General features: G+C 60.1%; 25 protein-coding genes and 1 tRNA gene. 8 read left to right on the top strand and 18 right to left on the bottom strand.

Translation table 11 applies throughout. The features are described 5' to 3' along the window. Positions 1 to 124 precede the first annotated feature (124 nt). Both BW14_RS02625 and fetB read left to right on the top strand, forming a co-directional pair. Complete coding sequence (locus tag BW14_RS02625; protein WP_081977836.1) at positions 125 to 1,084, top strand: ATP-binding cassette domain-containing protein; 960 nt, start codon at positions 125 to 127, stop codon at positions 1,082 to 1,084. Continuing rightward, a complete protein-coding gene (fetB, locus tag BW14_RS02620) occupies positions 1,081 to 1,872 on the top strand; it encodes an ABC transporter permease (RefSeq protein ID WP_044090377.1) in 792 nt (263 codons plus the stop codon). The genes BW14_RS02625 and fetB overlap by 4 nt, the downstream gene beginning before the upstream one ends. 39 nt (positions 1,873 to 1,911) lie before the next feature. Here fetB and BW14_RS02615 read toward each other — a convergent pair whose 3' ends face one another. The 4 genes from BW14_RS02615 to BW14_RS02600 all read right to left on the bottom strand — a co-directional run bounded on the left by BW14_RS02615 (position 1,912) and on the right by BW14_RS02600 (position 5,363). Continuing rightward, the gene (locus BW14_RS02615) at positions 1,912 to 2,310 is read right to left on the bottom strand and encodes a cupin domain-containing protein (RefSeq protein ID WP_044090389.1); all 399 of its coding nucleotides are present in this window, start codon (positions 2,308 to 2,310) and stop codon (positions 1,912 to 1,914) included. A gap of 178 nt (positions 2,311 to 2,488) precedes the next feature. Beyond that, positions 2,489 to 2,968, bottom strand: a complete 480-nt coding sequence (locus tag BW14_RS02610; RefSeq protein ID WP_044090378.1) for a flavodoxin — start codon at positions 2,966 to 2,968, stop codon at positions 2,489 to 2,491. A gap of 808 nt (positions 2,969 to 3,776) precedes the next feature. Further along, positions 3,777 to 4,679 carry a LysR family transcriptional regulator gene (locus BW14_RS02605; RefSeq protein ID WP_258185025.1) on the bottom strand — a complete coding sequence of 301 codons (903 nt, stop codon included), beginning with the start codon at positions 4,677 to 4,679 and terminating at the stop codon, positions 3,777 to 3,779. A gap of 108 nt (positions 4,680 to 4,787) precedes the next feature. Beyond that, positions 4,788 to 5,363: a TetR/AcrR family transcriptional regulator gene (locus BW14_RS02600; RefSeq protein WP_140463180.1), complete on the bottom strand. Its 576-nt coding sequence runs from the start codon at positions 5,361 to 5,363 to the stop codon at positions 4,788 to 4,790. Between the two features lie 234 nt (positions 5,364 to 5,597). On the opposite strand from BW14_RS02600, the gene BW14_RS02595 reads away from it, so the two are divergent. Continuing rightward, a complete protein-coding gene (locus tag BW14_RS02595; protein ID WP_140463182.1) occupies positions 5,598 to 6,404 on the top strand; it encodes a carboxymuconolactone decarboxylase family protein in 807 nt (268 codons plus the stop codon). Between the two features lie 75 nt (positions 6,405 to 6,479). On the opposite strand, the gene BW14_RS02590 is transcribed toward BW14_RS02595, so the two are convergent. Together BW14_RS02590 and BW14_RS02585 are read right to left on the bottom strand one after the other, a co-directional pair. Further along, positions 6,480 to 7,610, bottom strand: coding sequence for an AEC family transporter (locus BW14_RS02590; protein WP_140463184.1), 1,131 nt, complete (start codon positions 7,608 to 7,610; stop codon positions 6,480 to 6,482). Positions 7,611 to 7,692: 82 nt separating this feature from the next. Further along, complete coding sequence (locus tag BW14_RS02585; RefSeq protein WP_140463186.1) at positions 7,693 to 8,220, bottom strand: PadR family transcriptional regulator; 528 nt, start codon at positions 8,218 to 8,220, stop codon at positions 7,693 to 7,695. 265 nt (positions 8,221 to 8,485) lie between these two features. Between BW14_RS02585 and BW14_RS02580 the strand changes: the two genes are divergently transcribed. Then, positions 8,486 to 9,106 (top strand): NADPH-dependent F420 reductase, encoded by a 621-nt coding sequence (locus BW14_RS02580; protein WP_044090399.1) that lies wholly within the window; start codon positions 8,486 to 8,488, stop codon positions 9,104 to 9,106. Between the two features lie 179 nt (positions 9,107 to 9,285). Here BW14_RS02580 and BW14_RS02575 read toward each other — a convergent pair whose 3' ends face one another. The 5 genes from BW14_RS02575 to BW14_RS02555 form a co-directional block, all read right to left on the bottom strand. Further along, positions 9,286 to 10,644, bottom strand: a complete 1,359-nt coding sequence (locus tag BW14_RS02575; protein WP_044090418.1) for an MATE family efflux transporter — start codon at positions 10,642 to 10,644, stop codon at positions 9,286 to 9,288. A gap of 185 nt (positions 10,645 to 10,829) precedes the next feature. Further along, complete coding sequence (locus BW14_RS02570) at positions 10,830 to 13,514, bottom strand: excinuclease ABC subunit A (protein ID WP_044090421.1); 2,685 nt, start codon at positions 13,512 to 13,514, stop codon at positions 10,830 to 10,832. 311 nt (positions 13,515 to 13,825) lie between these two features. After that, positions 13,826 to 14,191 (bottom strand): GntR family transcriptional regulator, encoded by a 366-nt coding sequence (locus BW14_RS02565; RefSeq protein ID WP_081886630.1) that lies wholly within the window; start codon positions 14,189 to 14,191, stop codon positions 13,826 to 13,828. Further along, positions 14,191 to 15,240, bottom strand: a complete 1,050-nt coding sequence (locus BW14_RS02560; protein WP_140463188.1) for a hypothetical protein — start codon at positions 15,238 to 15,240, stop codon at positions 14,191 to 14,193. The genes BW14_RS02565 and BW14_RS02560 overlap by 1 nt, the downstream gene beginning before the upstream one ends. Positions 15,241 to 15,463: 223 nt before the next feature. Next, a complete protein-coding gene (locus tag BW14_RS02555; RefSeq protein ID WP_044090401.1) occupies positions 15,464 to 15,790 on the bottom strand; it encodes a type II toxin-antitoxin system HicB family antitoxin in 327 nt (108 codons plus the stop codon). Positions 15,791 to 15,937: 147 nt separating this feature from the next. Here BW14_RS02555 and BW14_RS02550 point away from each other — a divergent pair, with 147 nt between their 5' ends. The 3 genes from BW14_RS02550 to BW14_RS02540 are packed head-to-tail and all read left to right on the top strand — an operon-like array spanning position 15,938 to position 17,711. Further along, positions 15,938 to 17,173 (top strand): hypothetical protein, encoded by a 1,236-nt coding sequence (locus BW14_RS02550; RefSeq protein ID WP_044090402.1) that lies wholly within the window; start codon positions 15,938 to 15,940, stop codon positions 17,171 to 17,173. Positions 17,174 to 17,194: 21 nt separating this feature from the next. Next, positions 17,195 to 17,449: a DUF4160 domain-containing protein gene (locus tag BW14_RS12480; protein ID WP_081886629.1), complete on the top strand. Its 255-nt coding sequence runs from the start codon at positions 17,195 to 17,197 to the stop codon at positions 17,447 to 17,449. A gap of 13 nt (positions 17,450 to 17,462) precedes the next feature. After that, complete coding sequence (locus BW14_RS02540; RefSeq protein WP_044090404.1) at positions 17,463 to 17,711, top strand: DUF2442 domain-containing protein; 249 nt, start codon at positions 17,463 to 17,465, stop codon at positions 17,709 to 17,711. 265 nt (positions 17,712 to 17,976) lie between these two features. On the opposite strand, the gene BW14_RS02535 is transcribed toward BW14_RS02540, so the two are convergent. The 7 genes from BW14_RS02535 to BW14_RS02505 form a co-directional block, all read right to left on the bottom strand. Continuing rightward, positions 17,977 to 19,020, bottom strand: a complete 1,044-nt coding sequence (locus BW14_RS02535; protein WP_044090405.1) for a zinc-dependent alcohol dehydrogenase family protein — start codon at positions 19,018 to 19,020, stop codon at positions 17,977 to 17,979. A gap of 173 nt (positions 19,021 to 19,193) precedes the next feature. Then, positions 19,194 to 19,877, bottom strand: a complete 684-nt coding sequence (locus BW14_RS02530; protein WP_140463190.1) for a haloacid dehalogenase-like hydrolase — start codon at positions 19,875 to 19,877, stop codon at positions 19,194 to 19,196. Between the two features lie 145 nt (positions 19,878 to 20,022). Further along, positions 20,023 to 21,222, bottom strand: a complete 1,200-nt coding sequence (gene tuf / locus BW14_RS02525) for an elongation factor Tu (protein WP_044090407.1) — start codon at positions 21,220 to 21,222, stop codon at positions 20,023 to 20,025. Positions 21,223 to 21,396: 174 nt separating this feature from the next. After that, positions 21,397 to 23,520, bottom strand: coding sequence for an elongation factor G (fusA, locus tag BW14_RS02520; RefSeq protein ID WP_044090409.1), 2,124 nt, complete (start codon positions 23,518 to 23,520; stop codon positions 21,397 to 21,399). 24 nt (positions 23,521 to 23,544) lie between these two features. Next, the gene (gene rpsG, locus BW14_RS02515) at positions 23,545 to 24,015 is read right to left on the bottom strand and encodes a 30S ribosomal protein S7 (protein ID WP_003828652.1); all 471 of its coding nucleotides are present in this window, start codon (positions 24,013 to 24,015) and stop codon (positions 23,545 to 23,547) included. 5 nt (positions 24,016 to 24,020) lie between these two features. Continuing rightward, the gene (rpsL, locus tag BW14_RS02510; RefSeq protein ID WP_003808601.1) at positions 24,021 to 24,392 is read right to left on the bottom strand and encodes a 30S ribosomal protein S12; all 372 of its coding nucleotides are present in this window, start codon (positions 24,390 to 24,392) and stop codon (positions 24,021 to 24,023) included. A gap of 418 nt (positions 24,393 to 24,810) precedes the next feature. Beyond that, positions 24,811 to 25,872, bottom strand: coding sequence for a bile acid:sodium symporter family protein (locus BW14_RS02505; protein ID WP_044090416.1), 1,062 nt, complete (start codon positions 25,870 to 25,872; stop codon positions 24,811 to 24,813). A gap of 384 nt (positions 25,873 to 26,256) precedes the next feature. Between BW14_RS02505 and BW14_RS02500 the strand changes: the two genes are divergently transcribed. Next, positions 26,257 to 26,332 (top strand) — tRNA-His (locus BW14_RS02500). Positions 26,333 to 26,342: the final 10 nt, after the last annotated feature.

Genomic DNA, 26,342 nt, shown 5'->3' with positions numbered 1-26,342 from the left:
GTCCGGCGGCACACCGGAACAGGCCTGTTTCTACGGTTATATCAGACATCCAAACTACTTAGGCTGCGCTAAGAAACGCGTGCGGATTGGCCCGCCAGCCCACCATCGACGTAACGTGCGGACTATGAATAGGACCAACGTTTTCACCGCCGAACGGGTGGGATGCACCGTGCCGTCCGCCGATGGCGACCGTGTGATCTTCGAGGGGCTGTCCTTCGCAATCACGGCGGGCGAGATCGTCGATCTGGTGGGGCCGTCCGGTTCAGGCAAGAGCAGTCTGCTGACCGCGTTCGCCCGGCTGAATCCGCATGCGACCGGCGTTCTTGCCCTGCAAGGGCGGGATGCCAACGATTTCACGCCGCAGCAGTGGCGGCGCGAGGTGGCGTATCTGCCGCAGAAGCCGATTCTGCCGGGGCGGACCGTCGCTGAGGCGATACGTCTGCCGTTCAGTCTGTCCATCAGGGCCGACGCGGAGGGCGCGGCCGATGGCGGCGATGCCGGGACCGCAGCTGCTGATGCCGACAAGAGCGCAGATGGGATGCAGGCGCGCGGCGACGGTGGCGATGGTAACGTCGATGCGGGGACGACCGTCAAAGCCGGACGACGAATCGGACATATCGGCATCGGGCGGAAGTTCATCGCACTGTTTCGAAACAACGAGGAGCAGGCCCGCCGGCTGTTGCCGGATCAGCGCATCCGCATGACGTTGGACGCCATGGGGTGCGACGACATCGATCTCGATCGTCCGCCGCACGACCTCTCCGGAGGTCAGGCGGCCCGCGTCTCGCTGGCGCGCACGCTGCTGACCGGACCGAAGGTGCTTCTTGCGGACGAGGTGGACGCCGGTCTGGACGACGAGAACGCCGAGAAAGTGGCGGACATCATGGCCACCGCGGCGGCTCGCGGCATGGCGATCGTGCGCATCAGGCATCGGCCGCCGGACGGGCGTGCCAGTCGCATCGTCACCCTTGCGGATGGCGTGCTGGATGCGAGCTCGGCACCCACGGAGGCGGGCACGGCGGCGGGCGCAGTGATCAGCACGACCTCGGTTCCGGGCACGACGGCAAGGAGGGCACGGGCATGAGCGGCAACGCCTATGACATCGATATCTGGGGCCTCCTCGTGGCGCTGGCGATGGTGACCGTCGCCGCGGGCATCAGCGAGCTCATGCGCATCAACATCGGCAAGACGCTGCTATGGTCCGCCTGCCGTGCGTTGCTGCAGCTGTGCGCGATGGGATTCGTGGTCGGCTATGTAATCCGCGCGAACAATGTGTGGCTGGTGTTCGCGGTGATCGCCGTGATGTTGGTGGCCGCCGTGCAGATCACGCTGTCGCGCGCCAAAGGCGTGCCGAAGGGGCTGGCAGGCCCGGTGCTCCTGAGTCTGACCATCACGATGCTGCTCATGATCTCGCTGGTGACCGAGCTCGTGGTGCGGCCTCACCCGTGGTACGCGCCGCAGCTCGTGGTGCCGCTGACCGGCATGCTGCTGGGCAACACGGTCTCCGCGCTGGCGGTCGGGTTGAGCCGGTTCTACGAGAGCATGGACGAGCGACGTGACGAGATCGACACGATGCTCGCACTGGGTGCCACCGCCTGGGAGGCGGCGCGCCCGTCCATCGTCTCCTCGATTCGCTTGGGGCTGCTGCCCACCACGGCCACATTGGCGTCCTGCGGCATCGTGACCATCCCAGGCATGATGGCCGGTCAGGTGATCGCCGGAGGCGACCCGCTCGAAGCGGCAAAATACCAGTTCGTGGTGTTCGACGCCATCGCGGCGCTGACACTGGTGGCCGACAGCCTCATCATGGCCATGGTCTACCGCACCTGCTTCACCGCCGACGACCAGTACAAGCCGCCGTCGATGCGATAAGCCGAGAGACAACAATCGCTGGGTTGGATGGATGGGAGGCTACGCCAGACGGCGGTATTCCTCCTCGTCCACCGGTTCGAGCCATTCGTTCGAGGCGCCTTCGGCCTTGGGCATAATGGCCACATGCGCGAACGCCTCATGCGGCGCAGCCCCATGCCAGTGCTTGGTCTCCGGTGGGATATAGGCCACATCGCCCGGCTTGAGCTCCACCGGAGCCTGCCCCTCGATCTGGTAGTAGCCGCGGCCGCCCACCGCCAGCAGAATCTGGCAGACACCATGATGAATGTGCCAGTGATTCGTGCATCCAGGCTCAAAGGTCACGTTCGCCACGTTCACCTGATCGTCGCCGGCAAGCGGCGCGAGATAGCTTTGGCCTTCGAAATACTGGGCATAGGCGTCGTTCGGTTTGCCCATCGGGAAGGCGCTCGGATTGTCCATCGTCATGTTGTGCTCACTTTCTTCGTTATCGTTTTGTTTTCCGAATCGTCGCCTGCACTGCCTGCATGCAACTTCCGGCAGGCTCCGTCCCGCGAGGTAGATGCAGGTTCGACAGCCATTCGAGAACAGACAGATCGACATCGGACGATTCAGCAGCGACCAGATTGCCGGCCGACAGTCACAGATCCAGTCCTGCGACCCACTTGTCGAGTTCGGATTCCTTGACGTTCGCGGCGAGGCGACGGCCCGCGATCCAGTGTGCGGCCGGCGCGGAGTCATGCAGCTGCACGCCGTCGGCGCCGCGAATGCTGGAGCCGGACGTGGCGAACGTCACGATGGTCTTGCCCGACCAATCCTCGCTCTCGAGGAAGGTGCGCACCACGCGCGGCGCGGTCTCCCACCACAGTGGATAACCGACGAACACCACATCGTACGGCGTGATGTCAATGGAATGCGCAAGTTCGGGACGCATTTCACGGTGCTGGTGCTCCACACTGGACCGGCTGTTCGGATCCCGCCAGTCCACGTCGGCGGCAGTGTACGGCTCTGCCGGCACAATCTCCTCGATATCCGCGCCGGCGGCCTTCGCCAATCGTTCGGCCACGGCCCTCGTGGTGCCGGTGGCAGAGAAATACGTAACCAGAATTCGCTTGCCCATATCGATTCCTTTCCTGAAAAAGCGGGGCAGCGCCACTCGACAGGTACGCGATCGGCGCGCGCCTGATGCGCCGCGCACCTGCAGATGCGCGGACCAGTCCCGCTTCACCTTCGATTATGGCGCGCATGGATTCTCTGTCCAATAGTTATCCGCGATAAGCGAGCATGTCCTGCAGGCATGGCAGCAGATCCCCGATGCGTACTGCCATAGCTATGTTGATGCGATTCAGGAGCCTAGAGCACCACATCAGCTCCTATAGCCCGACATTCACCGGCCGTTGAGCACATTCCCTCACATCTTTCTCCACTCACATCGACCCGGCCATGGCATGATCCGGCGTCGGCATGGGCCGGGGCATCTTCCCCACATACCCACACATACATCGTCATCCGTCGTCTCATTTCGGCCGGCAAAGGAAAAGCCCGACCGTAAGGCCGGGCTTGGAAAGGAGAAGAGAGGAAGAAGTTCAATTGTCGCGGCCATTGCGGCCGTGGTTCCTATATAACAGCATCCAACTTCACACAGCGTGCAAACAGTCTGGGAATAGACTGGGAATCAGGACGATTAGACTATTCATCACTCGGCAACAACTCAGCAACCATGTCTTTAGGGGCCTTTCTGGGCCTTTCCGTGTCTTTTGTGGACCCTTCACACGGGGCAACGCCGTGACAACGCGGTGACAACGCGGGACGCAACGTCAATCGTTGCATGCGACAGTCACGGCAGACGCGCCCCAGCTGTCACACGCAACAATCACGCGGCAGCACAACCTCAGCCGAACGCATCTGCACACAACCGCACTCGCCGCCTACTGCGCGAGGCCCTCGCGCAGGAACGCGATGAACGCCTCGACGGCGGGGGCATGCATACTGCTGCGCTTCCACGCCACCACCGACCTGGCTTCCAGATGCGGGGCCAGTGGCAGGAACCGCAATCCTTCGCCGACCTGGCCCACGTCATAGCACAACGCGGCACCCACACCCTGTCGTACGGCCATCGCCGCGTTGAGCGGCAGATTGAAGATGCACGCGAGCTGCACCTTGTCACGCAAAGGACCGAACCAGCTGAGCAGTTCGGCGCGCACCTGCGGTCTGAACGGCATCAGCAACGGTCGGTCCACCAAGTCCTCGGGACGGACTGTTCTGGCACCGGCTAATACCAGCGGATCATCGTCGCGAACCATGACGCCCCACTCGTCCGCAGCGTCCAACCGCATGAAGTCGAACCGGGCCACATCCACCGGTTCGGTCATCAGCGCCACGTCGCTCCGGCCCTGATCCAACCGTTCCTGAATCACGTCGGCGGTGGTGGAGACCATGACGAACCGGACATGAGGGTGCAATCGGCGAAATGCGGCCATGCGCGCGGTCAGGTATTCCACGGCGCGCACATCACCGCAACTTACCGAGATCTCGCCGTCGAGTTCCCCGCTACAGCCATTCGAAACCTCGCGTTCGGTCTTGTCGGTCAGCTCCACGATTGCCTGAGCACGGTCGCGCAGCAGCCGCCCCTCCCGGGTGAGGGTGATGTTGTGGCGCCCGCGGGTAAACAAGGTGACTCCCAGCTCATCCTCGAGCTGCTTCAACTGTCGTGAGAGCGTGGGCTGCGAAATCTGCAACAGTTCCGCAGCCCATGTGATGTTGCCCTCCTCGGCCACGGCGAGGAAGTATCTGAGCACCCGCAGTTCCATAGTCGTTTTCCCCAGTCCCATGTACGTCTTTTCTAAAGAGTAGCGCGGGTTGCACAGCGCGGGCAGCACATCCACCGGCTGGGGCTGTTGACTGGGCGTTATTATGCCATCGCGAGCACTACGAAGCGATTACGCCGACCGGTCGTTGCCGATGGCCACGAGTCGGACGCTCCGTAAGACGGCATCCGAATCGCGCGGCTCGCCGCCGAGGGCGCGGTGCAATGTCAGCCCTTCGATCATGGCATCCAACAGCACCACGGTCTCACGGTCGAAGAACCGGCCCATTGCCTCCTGCGTGGCTGTCATCCAACGACTGCTGATGTCGCGGAATGACTCGTCATGGGCGACCAGCGCATAGAACTCAAGGTTGATGTTCATGTCCCGCTGGGTGGCGAGCACATCATGTTCGATGCTGGCGGCAATGGCCTCACAGGCTTCGTCGGCATTGGTCGCCGCGTCCATCCTCGCGCGGAACGCGGCGATGGACCGATCGGCGAACTGGTCGAACGCCTGATGCAGCAGATCGTGCATGCCGTCGAAATGGTAGGTCATGGACCCCAGCGGCACATGGGCCTCGGCGGCCACCACCCGGTGCGAGGTTCCCGCCACCCCGCGTTCGGCGATGACCGTGAGGCACGCATCGATGATGTGCTGCTTGCGCTCGGGGTCGTTGCGACGGTGTGGCGCGGTGCTGCTCTTCTCCATATCGGCAGACATTACCCGAAAATGGGTACATTCGTCCTCAACAGGTATCATCCAATGCAATGACTAGGCCGAAGCGTCCAAGCTGAAATGGCATGGCTGAGCCAGCATGAGGCAGCATGAGGCAGCCCGACCATGCCTGCCAAGCATCACCGTTGATACTCGGCAGGCAATTGCGGCATGGCACGCATGCTCATACGCTGTGTTGATGACGAATTGACGATAGAAGGACGCACCATGACGGAACACAGCACCACGGAACACGATCAATCAGCGGAACAGCCCAGCGGCATCTCCCCCGCCGCAGAAGCCTATCATCGCACGTTCTTCCCGGATTCGGAGCTGCTGCGCCGCGACGACCCGGATCTGGCCCGAATCATCGAGAACTTCGCGTTTGACGAAGTGCCGAACGAGCCCGGTGTCAACGATCTGGACGACCACACACGCTATCTGGCGATTCTGGCCACGCTGCTCGGCAGCCAGAGCCTCACCGAATTCCGCGGCATCGTGCCGGCGGCGCTCATCGCCGGACTCACGCCTGTGGAAATCAAGGAAGCGACCTATCAGGCCGTGGCATATCTGGGCATCGCGCGAGTCTACCCGTTCATCGCCGCACTGAACGACATCCTGCGCGAGCGCGGCGTCGAACTGCCGCTGCCCTCGCAGGCCACCACCACACCGGAAACACGGCGGGAGGCCGGCACGCAGGCGCAGGTGGATATCTTCGGCGACGGTATGAAGGACTTCTACAAGTCCGGTCCTGAGGATAAGCGTCATGTCAACCGCTGGCTGGCAGCCAATTGCTTCGGCGACTACTACACGCGCACCGGGCTCGATCTCAAGCAGCGCGAGATGATCACGTTCTGCTTCCTGGCCGCGCAGGGCGGGTGCGATCCGCAGCTCACCAGCCATGCCCGCGCCAATATGCGCATCGGCAACGACCGTCACTTCCTCATCGCCGTGGCGTCGCAGTGCATGCCGTACATCGGCTATCCGCGCACCCTCAACGCGTTGCGCTGCATCGACGCAGCGTCGCAGGACTGATTGTCGTTATTGGCTCCCCTTGTCAGGGGAGCTGGCCCGGCGGGTCTGAGGGGTAGTCGCTTCGTCAACGATTTTCTAGAACACCACCGCGGAGACGATGGTCAGCGACACCAGCGAGAACAGGGTGCTGACCAACACGAATCCGACCGCATAGTCGGGCATGTTGTCCTTGCGGCCGGTGAACATCGCGATGGTGGTCATGGTCGGCAGGCCTGCGATCACGGTGATCATGAGAATCATGTCGTGCGTGATCGGCAAGGCGAACGGCAACGCACCGACCGACCACGTCAGCAGCGCGTAGAACGCGAGCGGGAAGGCGATCATCTTGGCCACAAGCCCGGCATACAGTTCGTAGCGGCGCAGCACGCCCCACCACTTGGTCAGAGCAAACAGACCGCCGAGGTATATCAGCGACATCGGGGTCGCCATATTGCCGATGGTGTGCAACGGCTTCAGAATGAGATTCGGCACTTTGATGCCAAGCAGAATCAGGGCCAGCGCAATCATCACGCCGATGAACGCGGGGTTGACGAACCGACGGAGCAGCCCGAGCACGCGCGAACCAAGCGAAGGGCGCGACGCGGCGGGCAGGTCTTCCCCGACGGCGCCACGGCTCCCATCCGCACTATGTCTTTCACCTGCATTATGCCTTTTGTCCGCACTGTGCCTTCCATCCACACCGCGACTTCCGGCGGCACTGTCGTTCACACCGATTCCGCCAGCGCCGCCGGCCGCGGCCGTAGGCCGAACCGGCTCGCACAGCCACACGCCGTACGTCCACAACAACGTCTGGTCGATGATCGACATCAGCGCCACATAGATCGCACCCTCCCTCGGCCACAATGCCATGATGAGCGGGATGCCGATGAATCCGGCATTGCCGAACACCAGCGATGCCTGGAAAACATGACTGCGCGAACCTTTGAGCCGCAAAAGATGCGCGAATGCCCAGAACGTGAGGATGAGCAGACCGTACATCACGGCGGTAAGCAGCATCACTCCCCAGTTGGCCTCGAGGTGCGAGCGGTCCGTACCGTCCACGGCATTCGAGAAGACCAGCACAGGGATGAGCACGTTGAGCAACAGCGAGCACATGCCGTCCAACGCGGTTTTGCCATAGAAACGCAGACGCACGCACCCGTATCCCACCATCAACATGATGAGAAAACCGACCAGCTGGCCGACCATCACGCCGAACTGTCCCACAGACTCCCTCCCGCTTGAGCAAACATCATCCGGCGACTATGTAAAGCGGCCATCTGGACAGCATGGCGGCACGATACGTCCGCTACTCGGATACGCCAAGTTCCTTCATGAGCCAGGCGCGTTCGGCGGCGATTTCGGCGTCATGGATCTCGGTGATGGCGATACGGTACTTGTCGGTCAGACTTTCGTTGTCGATTGGCCCTTCGCCGTCGCTGTACATGCGCCGCACATCCGAATCCAGCAGATCGAGCCGACGCCGCAGTACGGCATTGCGATCAGCGACATCGGGGATGACGGACAGGAAGGACATCACCACCGCCCATTTGGTGATGTCGCTGAGCATATACCCGCTCGTACTCTTCAGCTCCTCGATAAGCTTCTCACGACCCGCCGGCTCAAGGTGAAACTCACGCAGACGGCGCCCATTGACCACATTGAACGCCTCCCCCAAATAGCCGGCTTTGACGAACTTGCTGGTGACCGAATGGAGCGTGCCGTCGCTGAAGGCGCGGTTGTATCCCTGGAGCTGCTCCATCTTCTTGCGCAGCCTGTAGCCGCACAACGGCTCCTCGGAAAGGAAGCCCAACGTCATGATTTCCACAATATTCATGCGTTCATGATACCTCAGACTGAGATATTTCAGAACGACACGCCGCAAGCCACGGTTAATAAACCCCTCAAAACCGTTGGAAATACAGCGATTTCGCGACCGACATAAATCTTATTGATATATCTCAGCTTGAAATATATCAACGTGAGGTGCATACTGGCATCAACGCGAACATCGCAGACCGGTCACAGCACCAGACGCAGCGACATTCGCCGACAATCTAACCAACAAGGCAATAGGCTTTCATCATCGAAAGGAACACATCATGGCAAACATCACCATCTTCGGCGCAGGCAACATCGGATCCGCCGTGGCGGGCATCGCCGTCAAGGGCGGCGCGAACGTCCAGGTCATCGACCGCAACCCCGATAAGGCCACCGCCGCAGCCGAGGGCGTAACCGGCGCGAAGTTCGGCGAGGCCGCCATCACCGGCGACATCGTCGTCCTGGCCCTGCCCTTCCCCGCCTACGACGAGGCGATCGCCGCCTACGCCGACCAGCTCGCCGGCAAGACCGTGGTGGATGTCTCCAACCCGATCGATTTCACCACCTTCGACCTCGCCCTGCCGGAAGGCGCCAAGTCCGCTGCCGAGTACGTGGCCGCCAAGCTTCCGCAGTCTAGCGTGGTCAAGGCGTTCAACACCACCTTCGCCGCTACGCTGGCCACCGGTGAGAACGACGGCGCACCGACCGTGGTGCAGCTCGCCGCCGATGATGAGGCTGCCAAGAAGTCCGTGGCCGCCTTCATCGAGGCCGCCGGACTCAAGACCGTGGATGCCGGCGCCCTGAAGCGCGCACAGTACCTCGAGGGCTACGGCGCGCTGCAGATCATCCTGGGCGTCACCGAGCAAACCCCGTGGACCGCCGGCTTCAAGGTCGTAAAGTAATCACTTATCCCACAACGCACGCGCGGAGCCGATATCACCGATATCTGGTACACGGTATCCGCATGACAAGTGCCCATGACAGTGCCCCTGTGCGTTCGCGCAGCCCAATCGCTTGCCCGAATGCACAGGGGCACCCTTGTCTTCCGCTGCCAACGCCCTTTGTCGTATCACAGCGGACACTAACGCAGCTCGCGCAGGATGCGATGCATGAACGGAACGGTGGTGGCGAAGGTCAGGATGTCGGACACGGTCTGCGCCACCTCCACGCCAGTCACCCCGAAGAAGTGCGGCAGCACCAGCACCACCGGCGCCAAGTACAGGCCGGTGCGGCATACGGCGAGGAATGACGCCATACCCGTCTTCCCCATCGTCTGGCTGATCATATTGCCCATCATGTTCATGCCGTTGAGCGCCACGGTCAGGCATTGGAAATGCAGGGCAGCCACGCCCACCGTGACCACCGCCGGATCGGAACGGAAGATCTCCACCAATTGCGGCGAGGACAGCCAGATGGCCGCTCCAAGCACCAACAGTATGCAGGTGGACAGCTTCACGCAGAACCAGAAGCCCTCACGCACACGGGCGAACTTTCCTGCCCCATAGTTGTAGCCGCATACCGGCTGGAATCCCTGCCCCAGACCGATAATCACCGAATTCACCCCGAGCATGATGCGCATCACGATGGCCATGCCGGCGATCGCCGCATCACCGAACGGGTTGGCTGCGATGTTCACGCATGTGGCGGCAATGGATCCGGCGCTCTGACGAACCAACGAAGGCAAACCGCCGCCGATGATCTCGCGCACCAACAGCATATCCGGCCGGCAGTTGCGCAGGGAGAGCTTCAGCACGCCAAATCGGGCACTCATCGTGGTCAGGATGATAAAGCTCACGGTCTGGCAGATGCCGGTGGCGAGTCCCGCCCCGAAAATTCCCAAGTCAAGTACGAAAATGAACAGCGGGGCGAGCAGGAAATTGAGCAGAGCGCCACTGACCAGCCCGATCATGCCGAACGCGGATTGGCCTTGATATCTGAGCAGTCCGTTGAGCGCAAAGGAACCGCATACGCAGGGCGCCGCGACCAGAATAGGCGTCAGATACTGCACGGCATAGGGTGCGATGGTACTGGTGGAGCCAAGCATCATCACCAAGGGCCTGAGCATGGCGAGGCAGATCAGAGCGATCAGCAGCGCGGAAAGCACGGCTCCGGCGAATCCCAGCGCCAGCAACCGGGAGGCGCGTTCATTGTTGCGCTTGCCGAGTTCGCGGCTCATCGAGTTGCCGGCACCGTTGCCGAAGAAGAAACCAATCGCCTGCAGGATGGTCATGATGGAGAAGGCGATGCCGATGGCACCGGACTGCGCGGTGCCGAGCTGTCCGATGAAGAACGTGTCGGTCAGGTTGTACGCGGTGGTCACCAGGTTGGAGACGACAGCCGGCAGCGAAAGCCGCAGAATCAACGACGGTATCGGCTGCTCGGTCATCTGCCGGTATTTCGCGTCCGCACTTGCTCGTTTGATGCCCTGAACCTGTTTCACGGCGGCCATCCTACTCCCCCGTCAGTCCTGTACTGGACGTCGTGACCGGTATGCGGGGCATGCAAGCGAAATTCGAGCCATGGGATATCCTGACGCCCGACTCGACATCCCATATCCCACATGCCAAGGATTCCGCACGCCGCGTCATTCAGGGCAGGCACCACGAACGCCGCCGACGACGTTATCTATCGAATATGCAGATACCGCCCGGTGATGCTCGCGGGGTCCGCAGCGACCTGCTCCGGCGTGCCGGTAGCGACGATGTGCCCGCCGGCCTCGCCGCCGCCTGGCCCCATGTCGATGATCCAGTCGGCGTTGGCGATCATGTCGAGATCATGTTCGATGACGATGACCGTCGCACCCGCCGCGACCAGCCGGTCGAAGACGCCAAGCAATACACGCACGTCAAGCGGATGTAGGCCGATGGTCGGCTCATCAAACACGAACACCGCATCCGACTGCGCCTTGCCCATCTCGCTGGCGAGTTTGAGCCGCTGCGCCTCGCCACCCGAAAGCGCGGGCGTCGGTTCGCCGAGTGTCAGGTAGCCGAGTCCCAGATCGTGCAGTGTAGTGAGCCGACTATGCACCTTCTTCATGTCGGTGGTGACGGCGAGCGCCTCATCCACGCTCATCGCCATGAATTGCGGCAGCGTCAGCGAACGCAGGGGCGCGTCCACATCCCCCTGTTCCGCCGTGGATCCCTGTTCCATCGTGATTCCGCTCTCCGTCAATGTGGCACCCGGCACAACGGCACCGGCATCCGAACCGCTGCCTACGTTGTCACGCGCACTCAACTCGCCACAAGCCTTGACGACCTTCCCATCTCCGCCGCCTTTGACCGGTCGGTGGATAAGGCTCGCTTCCGGCGCATACCGCGACCCACGGCAGTCCGGGCAGGCGATGGTGACGTCCGGCAGGAACTGCACATCCAGTGAAATCGACCCGGTGCCGTCGCAGGTGGGGCAACGCAGCCGTCCGGTGTTGTAGGAGAAGTCGCCGGCCTTGTATCCGGCGGCCTTGGCCTCGTCCGTGCGAGCGAAGGCGCGGCGCAAATCGTCGTGGATGTCGGCGTAGGTGACCACGGTGGAGCGCACGTTCGCACCGATCGGCGTGGCGTCGATGAGGTTCGCGCGGGTGATGCTGTCCGCTTCGATGCCGCGAACGTGCGCCGGCAGACCATCTCCATCGACGTTGGCCTTGAGCGCCGGAATCAGCGATTCCAGCACCATCGTGGTCTTGCCCGAGCCCGAGACGCCGGTGACGACCGTGAGTCTGCCGCGCGGTACGTCCACGCTCAGCGGCTTGACGGTGTGCAACGGGCCGGTCTCCATGTGGATCCGGCCGGCATCGAACATCTTTTCCGGAGCGACGCGGGCACGCACGCGGGTCTCGCCGTTTTCGGTCAGGAACGGCGCTATGCGGCTGCCCGGGGTCTGTTCGACCTTGTCGACCGCGCCCTGCGCGATCACATGACCACCGCCGGCGCCGGCCACCGGCCCCATCTCGATGAGATGATCGGTGGCCTTGAGCACACGTACGTCATGATCGACCACCACCACGGAGTTGCCGTCCGCCACGAGGTCGCGCATCACGCCAAGCAGGCCGTCCACGTTCGAGGGATGCAAGCCAATGGACGGCTCATCGAGCACGTACAGCACGCCGGTGGTACGGTTGCGCACGGCGCGGGCCAGTTGCACACGTTGGCGTTCGCCTGTGGACAGCGTGGCGCCGGCACGGTCGAGCGACAGGTAGCCGAGACCGAGTTCAAGCAGTCTGCGGGCTACGTCGAGGAACGATTCGCAGATGTTCGTGGCCATCGGGCGCATGCTCTCAGGCAGAGTACCCGGCACGCCCCGCACCCACGTCACCGCGTCGTCCAGGGTCATGGCGGTTGCCTGCGCCAGATTGATGCCGCGTATTTCCGGCGCGCGTGCGGCGGCGCTCAGGCGCGTACCACCGCAGTCGGGACACGGCTTCTCCTCCAGGAATCGCGCCACGCGCTTCAATCCCTGCTCGTCCTTGGCCTTGGCGAGCGCGTTCTCGACCGTGTACACGGCGTTGTAATAGGTGAAGTCGAGCTCGGCGAAATCGTCGCCTTTCTTGGGCCGATACAGAATGTGCTTCTTGACGGCCGGTCCGTTGAATACGATGTCACGCTCTTCGGGCGTGAGTTCGCGGAATGGCACGTTGGTGCGCACGCCCATCGCGCCGCACACCTGCTTCATGAGGTCCCACATGAGCGAGCCCCATGGCAGCACCGCGCCGTCGTCGATGGATTTCGATTCGTCCGGCACCAGTGCGGCGCGGTTCACCTCGCGTACGATGCCGGTGCCGGAGCAAGCGGGGCATGCGCCCGCCGAATTGAAGGCCAGGCTTTCGGCGCCGGGGCCGTGGAATCGCTTGCCGCAATGGCTGCATACGATCGGCTGCTCCAACGCCACATTAAGCGTGGGGTCCGCGTGGGTTCCGCATTGCGGGCATACGTGCGAACCGACACGGGAGAACAGCAGACGCAGGCTGTTGAGCAGTTCGGTCATCGTGCCGAAGGTGGACCGGATGCCGGGTACGGCGGGCCGCTGATGCAACGCGAGCGCCGCCGGCACGTGCAGCACCTCATCCACTTGGGCGCGACTGGCCTGGGTCAGGCGCCGGCGCGTATACGTGGACAGCGCCTCCAGATACCGCCTTGACCCCTCCGCATACAGCACGCCGAGCGCAAGCGAGCTCTTGCCCGAACCGGAGACGCCGGCGACACCCACCAGCTCGCCGAGCGGCACGTCCACATCGACGTTCTTGAGGTTATGCACCCGCGCCCCGCGCACCTCGATGGCGCGAGGCCTGTGTGGCGCAGTCGTTGATATCCCGGACATCATCGACTCCCCGGATGTCTCCGGACTCCCGGACTTTGCCGAATCCTCGACCTTCCCATCAACATCCATATGCCGCACCATCTTTCCCTCGATCCGGAATCATTGTATGACCTGCCATACGAGCGCTAGGACAACGAACCTGATTATCCGTAGAGGCGCCGATAGATGACCAGCACGGCAGCCGTCCATCATCAGTCATCCGTCAGACGGCGCACACGCATAACGCATAACGCATAACCTGCGGAATCCGGCAGACTGTGGACTGCTATGGCACACGTCCGCAATCCGCCGGCACAGGACCTGATGTGAAACTACCACTGGGCGCGCAGGGCGCTGATGGCGTCCTCAAGGCTGGAACCAAGCCGCCGGGACTGTCCGGCGTAGTCTTTTGCGGCCTCCAGCAGGGGTTCGGGGATGGTCGCCACCCGCCTGATTCGGGCGGCGCGACCGGGGGCGGTCTCAATCACCCCTTGCTCAGCGAGTTCGGCATAGGCCTTGGCCACGGTGCCGGGTGCGATGCGCAGGTCGCCGGCCAGCTGACGCACCGACGGCAGTTTGTCACCGTCATGCAGAAGGCCTGCACGAACCATACCTTCGATTTGCTCACGAATCTGCTCATATACCGGCACCGGCGACGATTCGCGTATCACCAGGCGCACGTCATCGCCGCCGCCCATCATCGTGTCCTCCGAGGCGAAGTCCACAACTGGACCAATGCGGAACACGCCATCACGAGGTAGATGACCGCCAACACGGCCACCACGCCACCCATGATGATCTGTATGTTGCCCAAGGTCGGATACACATCATCCGCGTAGGCCGACGACCATGTGCCGCTGTTGGTGCCGACCCGAACCGTTGCGGTTCCCGCCACCATCAGTACCGCCGACGCGTAGACCAGCATCGTGCCGACCGACAGGAACACCGTGAATCGCGTCAGCAGTACGCGCCACAACCGGTCAGCATCGGCGAATCGGGCTTCAGGAGCACTCGGCACATGGGCGATGCGCCAGAGCGCCGCGCAGGTCAGGCCGACCAGCACCAGTGTGACGACGGCCAGTGGGATGGAATAATACGATCCGGGATAAGGACCGGAGGAATGAGCCCACGTCCCATTCGGAGCGACCAGCTGGATACTGCGCATCAGGCCGAAATCATCCGGACTGGCCGTCACCGTGGTGTATCCGAGATAGATAATGAGCAGCCCGGCGGCAAGCATCGGCTGCATGAGCACATACCGTCGCGCGTACGTCCATGGTTCGCGGGATTGCAGCGACGCCGTACGCACCTGGCCGCCGCCCAGCCGATCGGACATGTCCGGAAAGGGCAGCGCAAGAGCCAGCATGACCGCCGATGCCGCAAGGCCGGGAGCCATCGATGCGATGCGATACATATCCTTGGGCACTACAAATCCGACTATCAACACCATGACCAACACCGCCACACCGACGAGCAGAGCACACGCCATGCGACGGCGCACAATGGGCATGGGACCGCCCGCCGTCATATCCGGAACAGCCTCCCCTTCCATCAGGCCGCCCGATGAACCACCTGACGAATCATCCGATGGGCCACCCGACGAAACAGGCTGCTTCACCGACAGCGACGGCTCACGATTCATGTGCACCAACGCCCTGACGATCAGCACCACCACGGCGACAACAAGCACCAGCCGTAGCAAACCTATCAGCAACGCTGCCACTACGCCGAAAACAGAGAACGACATCGTACTCACCTCATCGCGCTTGAGGTGCATTGCCGCCTGTTACCGAACGCCATCAGCCATTTCGCCCGAAACCATTCGGCACCTCCAGCATGCAACTGCACCATATTTCTAGTACAGTTCAAAGTGTATCAGAAGTATGGTGCAGTTGCAATGGGTCGGCCGCTGCGTACCGATCAGGGACAACGTCCAGAGACAACGACAACGACGCAGAAGCAAAACGATTTCAGGACAAACGAGCCTGAACCAATCTATTCAGAGACACCCCCTGCTCAGCCGCTTCGATGGACAAACGTCTATGCACTTCAGGCGGCACCCGAACCATAAAGTGACCCGAATAATGGCGATCCTCGAAAGGAACCGGAACCGCAACGCCCCTCTCGACCAACTTGGCAGCCTCATCATGAGCCGAAATCCGAATACCGGTTAACGCCTCGACAAACGAACCGGACACGAATCTCAACTCCGGCATCTCCGCCACCGTTCCCACAAAACCCTCGCATTCATCCGACCAATGCACGCGATACACATATCGATCAATCACGTTTTTCATGGCACCCCAAGAATCATCCACTCGAATTATTCAATCATTGTAATCGGCCGGCGCAGGCAACCCATTACACCCACACACATCGCATATTCGAACATATGTGCTACACTGGTATCAATACAGATACCACATTTAAGATTGGGAGCCATCATGCATCACAGAACTCTTTTCGCCCCGCAAATCGACAACATGATCCGTTCCCCCAGATCATGGGAACCGGATATTTACCTGCCTCTCGATACTGCGGCCACACAGCTGTTTGACGTACTCGACAACATCGAGCCCTTAGGAGAAGACGGGTTCCGCCTACTGTGGATACCCGCAGAACGCGGTCCGATCACGGCCTTCGGCCACTACGACGAGCTGTATGAAGACGGCGAGTATCAGACTTATCAGGAATTCGAGCAATCCTGGTTAAGCTCCTATCCAGATGAAACCGTCTGGTACAAAATCACCTGTACTGAATATGACGATTGCCGGCATCTATTCATCAACGGCCGTTTCTGCATTCGTTTTGCCAACGATGATCATACCAACAATCCTGAATATTATGTTCCATTAATGAACTGGCTGATGTGCGGTGCTCAATACTGCGTTATCCAATGTAAAAACGATTCATATAACACCATTATTCGTGAAAAACTCCCATTTGACATGAGAACAGGAACAATCCTTCGCCGTGACGTATGGGACATATTCCCTGAGAATAAAGATATTTTCCTCAACGGTATCCACACTGAAGACATCCTACGATTCACTCAATTGTTCTCATCACTAGAAGAAGGAACCGTACTTAATAAGAAACTCCCCACACTAACTTCAGGAGAATATTTCAAAGCCTGTATGCTTGGATATGAGGCAAGTGGATACGCTTGCCCAAAGATGGACGCCACGCCGCTTGACTGGTGCATCAAGTACGCGGACTTTCGACATCACGGATTACGCGATCTTGATCAGAACTCACCAGAAGATTTCGAAGCATGGATGGACAGCAAACAAGCTGAAGGCCACACATGGGAAGTTCGCCCCGGTCACGGCTTTTCATGGATGCATCTTTTCCCGCGAAAAGACGAAGGCGGATGGTCTTTCAACGTCTCAGGTGCAAATTATTGGTCGTGCATTCAAGCAATTCACTTTGCCTTAGCGCTATATGATGCTGAGCTGCCCGTTTCGGTACTTCACGCTCGGCAAATAGCTCATATGGCAAACGGCAAAGACCTTATAGGAATAGTCCCACGCTACAGACTTCCAGTGTATTGCAGTGACTTATTCCAAGACAAAGACATCATCGACTACATGCGGCTTCCCTATGAACAAAGAGACAAGATCATCAAGAAAGCACACTGGTTTGACCTTCCCACAGTCCATATCAAAGCATCATCCTGATGTTTTCAACTGGAATTCGATATGCCGGAAATTTGCCGATTCAATGGAATCAGAATAACCATGAACTTTGCCGACCATGCTCCCCCGCATATTCATGCCGAATATGCGGGCCATAATGCCACGTATGACCTTAGCGGCAACTCAATCGGGGCCCAGCCTTTGCCCAAAAGACAACATACAATGGTAGTCAGGTGGATTTCGAGAAGGCGTGACGAGCTTCACCACGCTTGGCTCGCAGCTTCAAACTACTCGAATCCAGGAATGATAGAACCGTGACAAGGAGTGCGCCATGAACATCGACTACTCAATCCGCGTTAACAGCGCACAGCCGTTACCCGGTTATAGACTCAAGGTGATTTGCTCCGACGGGGCATCCGGTGTTTTCGACATGTCAAAATACATAGATAAAGGTGTTTTCCGTAAACTCAACGATCCTGCGGAGTTTGCCAAGGTCAAGCTCGTCTCAGGAGTACCCACCTGGCCCGGCAATATCGACATTGCCGCCGAACGTGTTCGCAGCGACATGACCACCGTCTAATGGCCCGTCTCGCTAATAATTGAGGAGTTCAGGCTCGGTCTCTTCCCTATTCAGCTTATTCAGATTCGCTGCTAGCCCCTCATCAAAGGGGCCACCCACACAGACAATTACGAGCAGACCACTACTTACTGCGTCATTAATTCGTGTATTGCGCGCCGAAGCGTCAGTATGTATGAGAAATGTTCGTCAACCCACATACATACTGACGCTTTTAGCGTGTGTAACGACATTCTCTCGACATTCTCTCGACACGCACCCGCAAATCTCAGAAGCGAATCAGCGCCTTGATGACCTTGCGCTGGTCCATCGCCTCATAGGCATCCTGAATATGGTCAAGATCGTATTCGGCGGTGAACACGCGACCGGGATTGATCTCGTGCTTGAGTACGGCATCCAGCAAGCCACCGTCGATGTCGTAGTGACGGACCGGCGCCGGACCGCCCTTGATGCCGATGTTGCCGTAGAACGTGCCCTCGGCGCTGATGGTCACATCATGCGGCAGACCGACACGGCCAATCACACCGCCGCGACGGACCAGCGCAATGGCGGTGTCGAAGGACTGCTTGGAGCCCACGCATTCGAGCACGGCGTCCGCACCGTAGCCGTCGGTCATCGCCAGCACCTTGTCGATGGCGGCCTGATCACGCTCGGGCACGATATCGGTGGCGCCGAATTCGCGGGCCAGCGCCGCTCGATCCTCATGGCGGCTCATGGCGATGATGCGCGTAGCCCCGCGCATCTTGGCGGCGATCACGCCGCATAGACCCACGGCGCCGTCACCCATCACCACGGCGGTGTCACCGGGCTTGACCTCGGCGGATGCGGCGGCATGATACCCGGTAGACATCACATCGGAGATGGTCAGCAGGGAGGCCAGCGTGGCATCGTCATAATCCTCCGGTGAGCCAGGCACCTTGACCAACGTGCCATCGGCTTCCGGAACGCGCAGGTATTCGGCCTGGCTGGCGGAGAAGTATCCGCCGTGGGGGCATACGGATTCGAATCCGGCCTTGCACACCGGGCACTTGCCGCAGCTGAACGGGAACGGCACAATCACGAAATCCCCCGTCTTGACGCTTTCGACAGCCGAACCGACCTCTTCGACTACGCCGATGGCCTCATGGCCGATCTGACTGTTGGGCTCCTGCCCGGACAATCCACGGTAGAACCACAGGTCTGAGCCGCATACGCACGCGCGGACAACGCGGATCACGACATCGTCGTCCTGCTGTACCCGCGCCTTGGGAATCTCCTCCACCGCGATAGTTCCCGGCTTGACGAAAACAGCGGCTTTCATGGTATCGCTCATACCCACTCCTTTGACTTGTCGTTGAGGATATCGTTGCCTGATATATTAGCTGCCGTCATCACCGCCAACGATTGGGGGCACACGCGTCAGGCAGTCATCCAGCGCACTCTATTGAATACCGTTTCCCAGTCGATATCCAATAGGCAATGCACATGCCAATCCATGCCTTTACGTTATTTCACCTGTGTTATGACATTGCCTTTGACCATGAAACCCTTGCGGGCCATATCGATCATCGGCTGGTCGAACGCGCTGTCCGTATAGAATTCATCAATCACCGCATCCGGGCCAAGTACTTCGCGCAGGCGCTTCGGCTTGTTGGTGTTGAAATTGAGATACGTCACCTCGAATGTTCTGGGGTCGATGGTCGAGGCAATGAGATTGTGTACTCCAAGCCGGCGGCACGCCTCCCCCACAGTCACATCAAACGACGCGGTCAAAATCACATCATCCGGTCTGGGTTCGTACCACGGCTTGATCTTGGACATATTGCGATCCCAGAACGCATTGACCAATGACTTCAAGCCACCATCCAAATCGTCGGCTCCGATGACGGACGCGTCTGCAACCATGACATCCTTGTCAAGTCCCGCTTTCACCGCATTGTCCAACGCCTGCGTGCGTAGACCGTCAATCGATCTGGACTTGGCCAGGTCCTGCAGGTATTTGCGAGTGACCTTGCCAACTCCGTGCTCCATCTGCTCCAACGTGGCCTTGCCGAGTTTGTATTTGATGGCGTATCGAAGCACCGGTGCCAGGTGACGAAACACTTTCACATCATAACGGGCACTGAACAGATAGAGGTCGAACAGGCTTTCGCCGTCATATATGGTGCCGTCAAAATCAAAAACCCGCATATGCTGCCTTCCTGCTCAGTTATCAACTATAAACTGCCGCAGGTCCGCAACGGTTGAAATCAGCATAAAAAATCCCCCTTGGCGCGAACCAAGGGGGATGTACTACGCTAGTTCAAGCGTGACGGGAAATCATGTCTGATGATAATCAGGCGATGACCTTGGTCACACGGCCGGAGCCAACGGTGTGGCCACCTTCACGCACAGCGAAGGTCAGGCCTTCCTCCATAGCGATGGGCTGAATCAGCTCAACGGTGAAGGTGGCGTGATCGCCAGGCTGAACCATCTCGACGCCTTCCGGCAACTCGATGACGCCGGTGACGTCGGTGGTGCGGAAGTAGAACTGCGGACGGTAGTTGGAGAAGAACGGCGAGTGACGGCCACCCTCGTCCTTGGTCAGCACGTAGACCTCACCCTCGAACTTGGTGTGCGGGGTGACGGAGCCCGGCTTGGCCAGAACCTGGCCACGCTCAACGTCGGTACGGTTGATACCGCGGAGCAGCAGACCGGTGTTGTCGCCAGCCTCGCAGGAGTCCATGGTCTTATGGAAGGTCTCGATGGAGGTCACGGTGGTGGACTGGGTCGGACGAACGCCGACGATCTCGACCGGGGAGTTGACGGCCAGCTGGCCACGCTCCACACGACCGGTGACGACGGTACCACGGCCGGAGATGGTGAAGACGTCCTCGATAGGCATCAGGAACGGCTTGTCCAGATCGTGAACCGGGGTCGGGATGTACTCGTCGACGGCGTCCATGAGCTTCTTGATCTGCTCAACCCAGTGCTCGTGATCCGGAGCGTCATTGTGCAGAGCGCCGTAAGCGGACACACGGATGACCGGGCAGTCACGATCGAAGCCGTTCTCGTCGAGGAGGTCACGGACCTCTTCCTCAACGAGCTCGATCAGCTCTTCGTCCTCAACCATATCGCACTTGTTCAGAGCGACGAGGATCTTCGGCACGCCAACCTGACGAGCGAGCAGCACGTGCTCGCGGGTCTGAGCCATCGGGCCATCGGTGGCGGCCACAACGAGGATAGCACCATCCATCTGGGCAGCACCGGTGATCATGTTCTTCACGAAGTCAGCGTGGCCCGGGCAGTCGACGTGAGCGTAGTGACGCTTAGCGGTCTGGTACTCGATGTGGGAGATGTTGATGGTGATACCGCGGGCGGCCTCTTCCGGAGCGGAGTCGATCTGGTTGAAGTCGTACTCAGTGTTGATATCCGGGTACTCCTCGTACAGAACCTTGGAGATGGCGGCAGTCAGGGTAGTCTTACCGTGATCGACGTGGCCGATGGTACCAATGTTAACGTGCGGCTTAGTACGCTCGTACTTTTCCTTTGCCATTACTCTTTGTCCTCCTGGACGTCTCGTGAGTTTCCCATGCGCTTTCGCATAGGCACTCGCTCTATTGTACTGGGTTTCTGGGTTATGTGCCACATTGAGGAGCCAGAACCCAGTCAGCGGTACACGATTTTACCGCTGACTGGAGACACTGGCTAGCCTTGACTGTGGCGCGTGTCACTCGCCGCGCTGAGCCTTGATGATCTCGTCGGAGACGCTCTTCGGCACCTCGGCGTAGGAGTCCATTTCCATGGTGAACATGGCGCGACCCTGGGTCTTGGAACGCAGGTCGCCGATGTAGCCGAACATCTCGGACAGCGGCACCTTGGCGTCGATGACCTTGACGCCGATGGCGTCGGTCATGGACTGGATGTTGCCACGACGCTGGTTCAGATCGCCGATGACCTCACCCATGTACTCCTCAGGAGTACGAACCTCGACCTTCATAATGGGCTCGAGGATGACCGGCTTGGCCTTGGGAGCAGCTTCCTTGAAGCACATGGAACCTGCAAGCTTGAAGGCCATTTCGGAGGAGTCGACCGGGTGCATCTGGCCATCGGTGACGGTGGCCTTGACGCCCACGACCGGGAAGCCGGCGAGAATACCGGATTCCATGGCCTCCTTGACGCCAGCCTCGATGGACGGGATGAACTCCTGGGAGATGTGACCGCCGGTGACGGCGTTCTCGAACTCGAAGGTCTTGCCCTCGGTGGTGTCGAGCGGCTCGAAGTTCATCAGGACCTTTGCGAACTGGCCGGAACCACCGGTCTGCTTCTTGTGGGTGTAGCCCTGGTCCATGACGGCCTTGCGGATGGTCTCGCGGTAGGCGACCTGCGGCTTGCCCTGGTTGCACTCAACCTTGAACTCGCGACGCATACGGTCGACGATGATGTCGAGCTGGAGCTCGCCCATGCCGGCGATCAGCGTCTGGCCGGACTCTTCGTCGGTGGTGACCTGGAAGGTCGGATCCTCTTCGGCCAGCTTGGCGAGGGCGATGCCCATCTTCTCCTGATCGGCCTTGGTCTTCGGCTCGACGGCCACCTGGATCACAGGATCCGGGAAGGTCATGGAGTCGAGGGTGATCGGGTTGTCGATGGCGCACAGGGTGTCACCGGTGGTGACGTTCTTCAGACCCACGAAGGTGTAGATGTTGCCGGCATCGGCCACATCCATCGGGTTCTCCTTATCGGCGTGCATCTGGAAGATCTTGCCGATACGTTCCTTCTTCTCGCGGGTGGAGTCGAGCACGGAGTCACCCGGCTTGACGGAGCCGGAGTACACGCGCACGAACACGAGCTTGCCGTAGAACGGGTGGGTGGAGATCTTGAAGACCAGGGCCGAGAACGGATCGGTCTTGGTGGGCTTGCGGTCGATCTCGATGGACTCGTCACCAGGCTGGTAGCCCTTGATGGCCGGCACGTCCTCGGGGGACGGCAGGTAATCGATGACGGCGTCCAGCATCGGCTGCACACCCTTGTCCTTGAAGGCGGAACCGCAGAAGACCGGGAAGGCCTTCTTGGCGATGGTCAGCTGACGCACGCCGGCGCGGATCTCTTCCTTGGACAGGTCGCCTTCCTCGAAGAACTTGTTCATGAGTTCGTCGTTGGCTTCAGCGGCGGCCTCGACAAGCTTCTCGTGGTATTCCTGGGCCTTCTCCTGGTACTCTTCCGGAATCGGGTCCATGTTGTAGTGAGCACCCAGCTCGTCGCCGGTGTTCCAGTCGTAGGCCTTCATCTCGACTAGGTCGATGACGCCGGTGAAGTCGCTTTCGGCACCCATCGGCAGCTGCATCACGATCGGGTCAGCGCCCAGCTTCTCGCGGATGGTGTCGACGGAGTAGTAGAAGTTCGCGCCCAGCTTGTCCATCTTGTTGACGAAGCAGATACGCGGAACGCCGTACTTGTCGGCCTGACGCCACACGGTCTCGGACTGCGGCTCCACGCCTTCCTTGCCATCGAACACGGCGACAGCGCCATCGAGCACACGCAGGGAGCGCTCCACCTCGGCCGTGAAGTCCACGTGGCCAGGGGTATCGATGATGTTGATCTGGAACTTCTCGTCGGTGTCATGGGTCTGACGGTTCCAGAAGCAGGTGGTGGCGGCGGACTGAATGGTGATGCCGCGCTCCTGCTCCTGAGCCATGAAGTCCATGGTGGCGGCGCCATCGTGGACCTCACCGATCTTGTAGCTCTTACCGGTGTAGTACAGGATACGCTCGGTAGTGGTGGTCTTACCGGCATCGATGTGAGCCATGATGCCGATGTTACGGACGTTGTGAAGATCCGAAATCTCTTCAGCCATCGTTGTTCCTTATTTCTCTCTGGATTACCAGCGGTAATGCGCGAAGGCCTTGTTGGCCTCTGCCATCTTATGAGTATCCTCGCGACGCTTGACAGAAGCACCGAGGCCGTTGGAGGCATCCAGGATCTCGTTGGCCAGACGCTCGGCCATGGTCTTCTCACGACGGGCGCGGGAGAAGTCGGTCAGCCAGCGCAGCGACAGCGTGTTGGCGCGGTTCGGCTTGACCTCGACCGGCACCTGGTAGGTGGCGCCACCGACGCGGCGGGAGCGGACCTCGAGGGACGGACGGATGTTGTCCAGGGCGCGCTTGAGCACGGCCACCGGCTCCTGGTCGGACTTCTCCTTGACCATGTCGAGAGCGGAGTACACGATGTCCTCGGCGATCGACTTCTTGCCGTCAAGCAGAATCTTGTTGATGAGCTGCGCCACCACGGTGGAACCGTAGATCGGATCGGGCAGCACGACGTGCTTCTTGGAAGGTCCCTTACGTGACATATCTCTTACTTCGCCTTCTTTGCTCCATACAGGGAACGACCCTGCTTACGGTCCTTGACACCCTGGGTATCGAGCGCACCACGCACGATGTGGTAACGCACACCCGGCAGATCCTTCACACGGCCGCCGCGCACGAGCACGATGGAGTGCTCCTGCAGGTTGTGGCCCTCGCCCGGAATGTAGGCGGTGACTTCGACGCCGGAGGACAGGCGAACACGGGCGACCTTACGCAGTGCCGAGTTCGGCTTCTTCGGGGTGGTGGTGTAGACACGGGTGCACACGCCGCGACGCAGCGGGCTTCCCTTCAGTGCCAAAGTCTTGGACTTCTTCGGCTTTGCCTGACGTCCCTTGCGGACGAGCTGTTCAATAGTAGGCAACTTGAATTCTCCGATTCAGTGGTTTCTTTTCTTTCGTGTGACCGCCGCACTGCGCCCACACTTTTCACCGAATCGTCTCGCACGTTCAATCCGCGCTTCGCGAAGCGTAAAAAGCAGCCCAGTCCACCGGCCCGATGGCCTTCTCGCCTCCTGCCTTCGCATTGCTGCGAGCATTCATCGGCGTGAAGGATATCCCAGCGCTGCACCTGTTACATAAGGCGCACCGTCGGCACACACAAATATCTATAATACGATTTCCTCGGACAACGACGCGCCCGAATCCTCCGGGCATCAGGCGCGGCCAGACAAAGCCAGACAAAGCCAGACCGGCCCCAGACAGCAAGTGCCCCCGAGGAGTCCATGTCACTCGGGGGCACCGCTACATCTTCAGTTATGAATCAGTATACCACTTCGGCGATCAGGCCTCGGCCTTGGCAGCGGCCTTGTCGGCGTCAAAGGCGTGCACGGAATCGGATTCCTTGGCGGAACCCTTCTCGCCATTGTCGGAATCCCAGTGGATTTCGTGCTTGTCATCGTGGTTGCGCCACCAGCTGGAGAGAATGGAACCGGAGATGTTGTGCCACACGGAGAAGAAGGTGGACGGCACAGCGGCAATCGGGTTGGATGCGAAGGAGGTCAGGGCCAAGGTCGCGCCCAGAGCGGAATCCTGCATGCCGACCTCGAACGTGATGGCCTTCTGCTGAGCGTAGCGGAAGCCCTTCGGGTAGATCTTGTACATCAGCTTGGAGAAACCGAAGCCAAGAGCGTAGCCGGACAGGTTGTGCAGGATCACGACCGGGATGGCCATGAGGGAGGACGCCACGAACAGCTTCGGGCCGTTGGCGGCGACGACCACGCCGATGATCAGGAGGATGGCCACCTGAGAGACGATCGGCAGTGCCACGGTGACCTTCTCGATCTTCTTGCCGAAGATCATATGGCACACCACACCAAGGGCAATCGGGAAGAGCACGACCTTGACGGCGTTGAGGAACAGGGACTCCACCGGCACGGACACGTACTGGGAGGCGAGCCACTGCATCAGCAGCGGGATCATGAACGGGGCGCACAGCGTGGAGAGGATGCCGATGGAGACATCGAGCGCCACATCACCGCGGGAGAGATAGCTCATGACGTTGGAGGAGGTGCCGGACGGGCAGCAGCCGACAAGGATCACGCCGACAGCCAGCGCACCGTCAAGGCGGAAGATCCAGCACAGCAGCACGGCGATGAGCGGCATGATGACGAAGTGGGCCACCGTACCGACAATGACCATCAGCGGCTGGGTGAGGATGCGCTTGAAATCGTCAAGCGTAAGGGTCAGGCCCATGCCGAACAACACGATGCCCAGCATGTATCCGGTGTACGGCTTGCCCCACAGGCTGGCCTGCGGCACGAAATAGTTGAACACGGCCCAGACGACCACGATGGCGGTAAACCATTTGGTCAGCCAATCAGCGAAGGCCTTAACTTTTCCCATTGGTGATTCTTCTCTCTGTAATGGATGTAACAACGTTTGAAACTAAGCGAGCCCAGCTTGACACGAAACGTAATGCTCACATTGTGAACGTTCACCCGGTCAGGAACGTTGTTTTTGGACGTTTGCGCGAAAACGGATGCGCATCGTTGTGTATTTCCCCAACCCGGCATCCGCGGCAGAGATGCGCTGCGGGGATGCGACCGCCACAATTGTTCATGGCGGCTTCCGCACGGCCCGACCCCCGACACAGCCGACACAGCCGACACCGCCTACACAGAGAGCGACACCAACGTACGCACATGCGACACGCCGGTGAGCACGCCGGCCGAAAGTTGTGTATAGTATCCATCTGTTGTCTTCCAGTCCTGCTGGGAAACAAGTATGGTGGCCATAGCTCAGTTGGTAGAGCATCTGATTGTGGTTCAGAAGGTCGCGGGTTCGAGCCTCGTTGGCCACCCCATTACCCCTCT

Source organism: Bifidobacterium sp. UTBIF-68 (assembly GCF_006408855.1).
Lineage (GTDB): Bacteria > Actinomycetota > Actinomycetes > Actinomycetales > Bifidobacteriaceae > Bifidobacterium > Bifidobacterium reuteri.
The sequence above is the reverse complement of the archived record's forward strand: the minus strand, read 5'-3'. Positions and strand labels throughout refer to the sequence as shown.

Coding starts and splice junctions, on each gene's coding strand:
- BW14_RS02580 (WP_044090399.1), top strand. CDS start 8,486: ATGGCAAACATCACCATCTTCGGCGCAGGCAACATCGGATCCGCCGTG.
- BW14_RS02565 (WP_081886630.1), bottom strand. CDS start 14,191: ATGGGCGGCGGCGATGACGTGCGCCTGGTGATACGCGAATCGTCGCCG.
- BW14_RS02530 (WP_140463190.1), bottom strand. CDS start 19,877: ATGCGGGTTTTTGATTTTGACGGCACCATATATGACGGCGAAAGCCTG.
- BW14_RS02585 (WP_140463186.1), bottom strand. CDS start 8,220: ATGAATATTGTGGAAATCATGACGTTGGGCTTCCTTTCCGAGGAGCCG.
- BW14_RS02615 (WP_044090389.1), bottom strand. CDS start 2,310: ATGGACAATCCGAGCGCCTTCCCGATGGGCAAACCGAACGACGCCTAT.
- BW14_RS02610 (WP_044090378.1), bottom strand. CDS start 2,968: ATGGGCAAGCGAATTCTGGTTACGTATTTCTCTGCCACCGGCACCACG.
- BW14_RS02505 (WP_044090416.1), bottom strand. CDS start 25,872: ATGGGAAAAGTTAAGGCCTTCGCTGATTGGCTGACCAAATGGTTTACC.
- BW14_RS02560 (WP_140463188.1), bottom strand. CDS start 15,240: ATGTCGTTCTCTGTTTTCGGCGTAGTGGCAGCGTTGCTGATAGGTTTG.
- BW14_RS02605 (WP_258185025.1), bottom strand. CDS start 4,679: ATGGGACTGGGGAAAACGACTATGGAACTGCGGGTGCTCAGATACTTC.
- BW14_RS02550 (WP_044090402.1), top strand. CDS start 15,938: ATGCATCACAGAACTCTTTTCGCCCCGCAAATCGACAACATGATCCGT.
- fusA (WP_044090409.1), bottom strand. CDS start 23,520: ATGGCTGAAGAGATTTCGGATCTTCACAACGTCCGTAACATCGGCATC.
- rpsG (WP_003828652.1), bottom strand. CDS start 24,015: ATGTCACGTAAGGGACCTTCCAAGAAGCACGTCGTGCTGCCCGATCCG.
- fetB (WP_044090377.1), top strand. CDS start 1,081: ATGAGCGGCAACGCCTATGACATCGATATCTGGGGCCTCCTCGTGGCG.
- BW14_RS02540 (WP_044090404.1), top strand. CDS start 17,463: ATGAACATCGACTACTCAATCCGCGTTAACAGCGCACAGCCGTTACCC.
- BW14_RS02555 (WP_044090401.1), bottom strand. CDS start 15,790: ATGAAAAACGTGATTGATCGATATGTGTATCGCGTGCATTGGTCGGAT.
- BW14_RS02535 (WP_044090405.1), bottom strand. CDS start 19,020: ATGAGCGATACCATGAAAGCCGCTGTTTTCGTCAAGCCGGGAACTATC.
- BW14_RS12480 (WP_081886629.1), top strand. CDS start 17,195: ATGCCGGAAATTTGCCGATTCAATGGAATCAGAATAACCATGAACTTT.
- BW14_RS02600 (WP_140463180.1), bottom strand. CDS start 5,363: ATGGAGAAGAGCAGCACCGCGCCACACCGTCGCAACGACCCCGAGCGC.
- BW14_RS02625 (WP_081977836.1), top strand. CDS start 125: ATGAATAGGACCAACGTTTTCACCGCCGAACGGGTGGGATGCACCGTG.
- BW14_RS02595 (WP_140463182.1), top strand. CDS start 5,598: ATGACGGAACACAGCACCACGGAACACGATCAATCAGCGGAACAGCCC.
- BW14_RS02570 (WP_044090421.1), bottom strand. CDS start 13,514: ATGTCCGGGATATCAACGACTGCGCCACACAGGCCTCGCGCCATCGAG.
- tuf (WP_044090407.1), bottom strand. CDS start 21,222: ATGGCAAAGGAAAAGTACGAGCGTACTAAGCCGCACGTTAACATTGGT.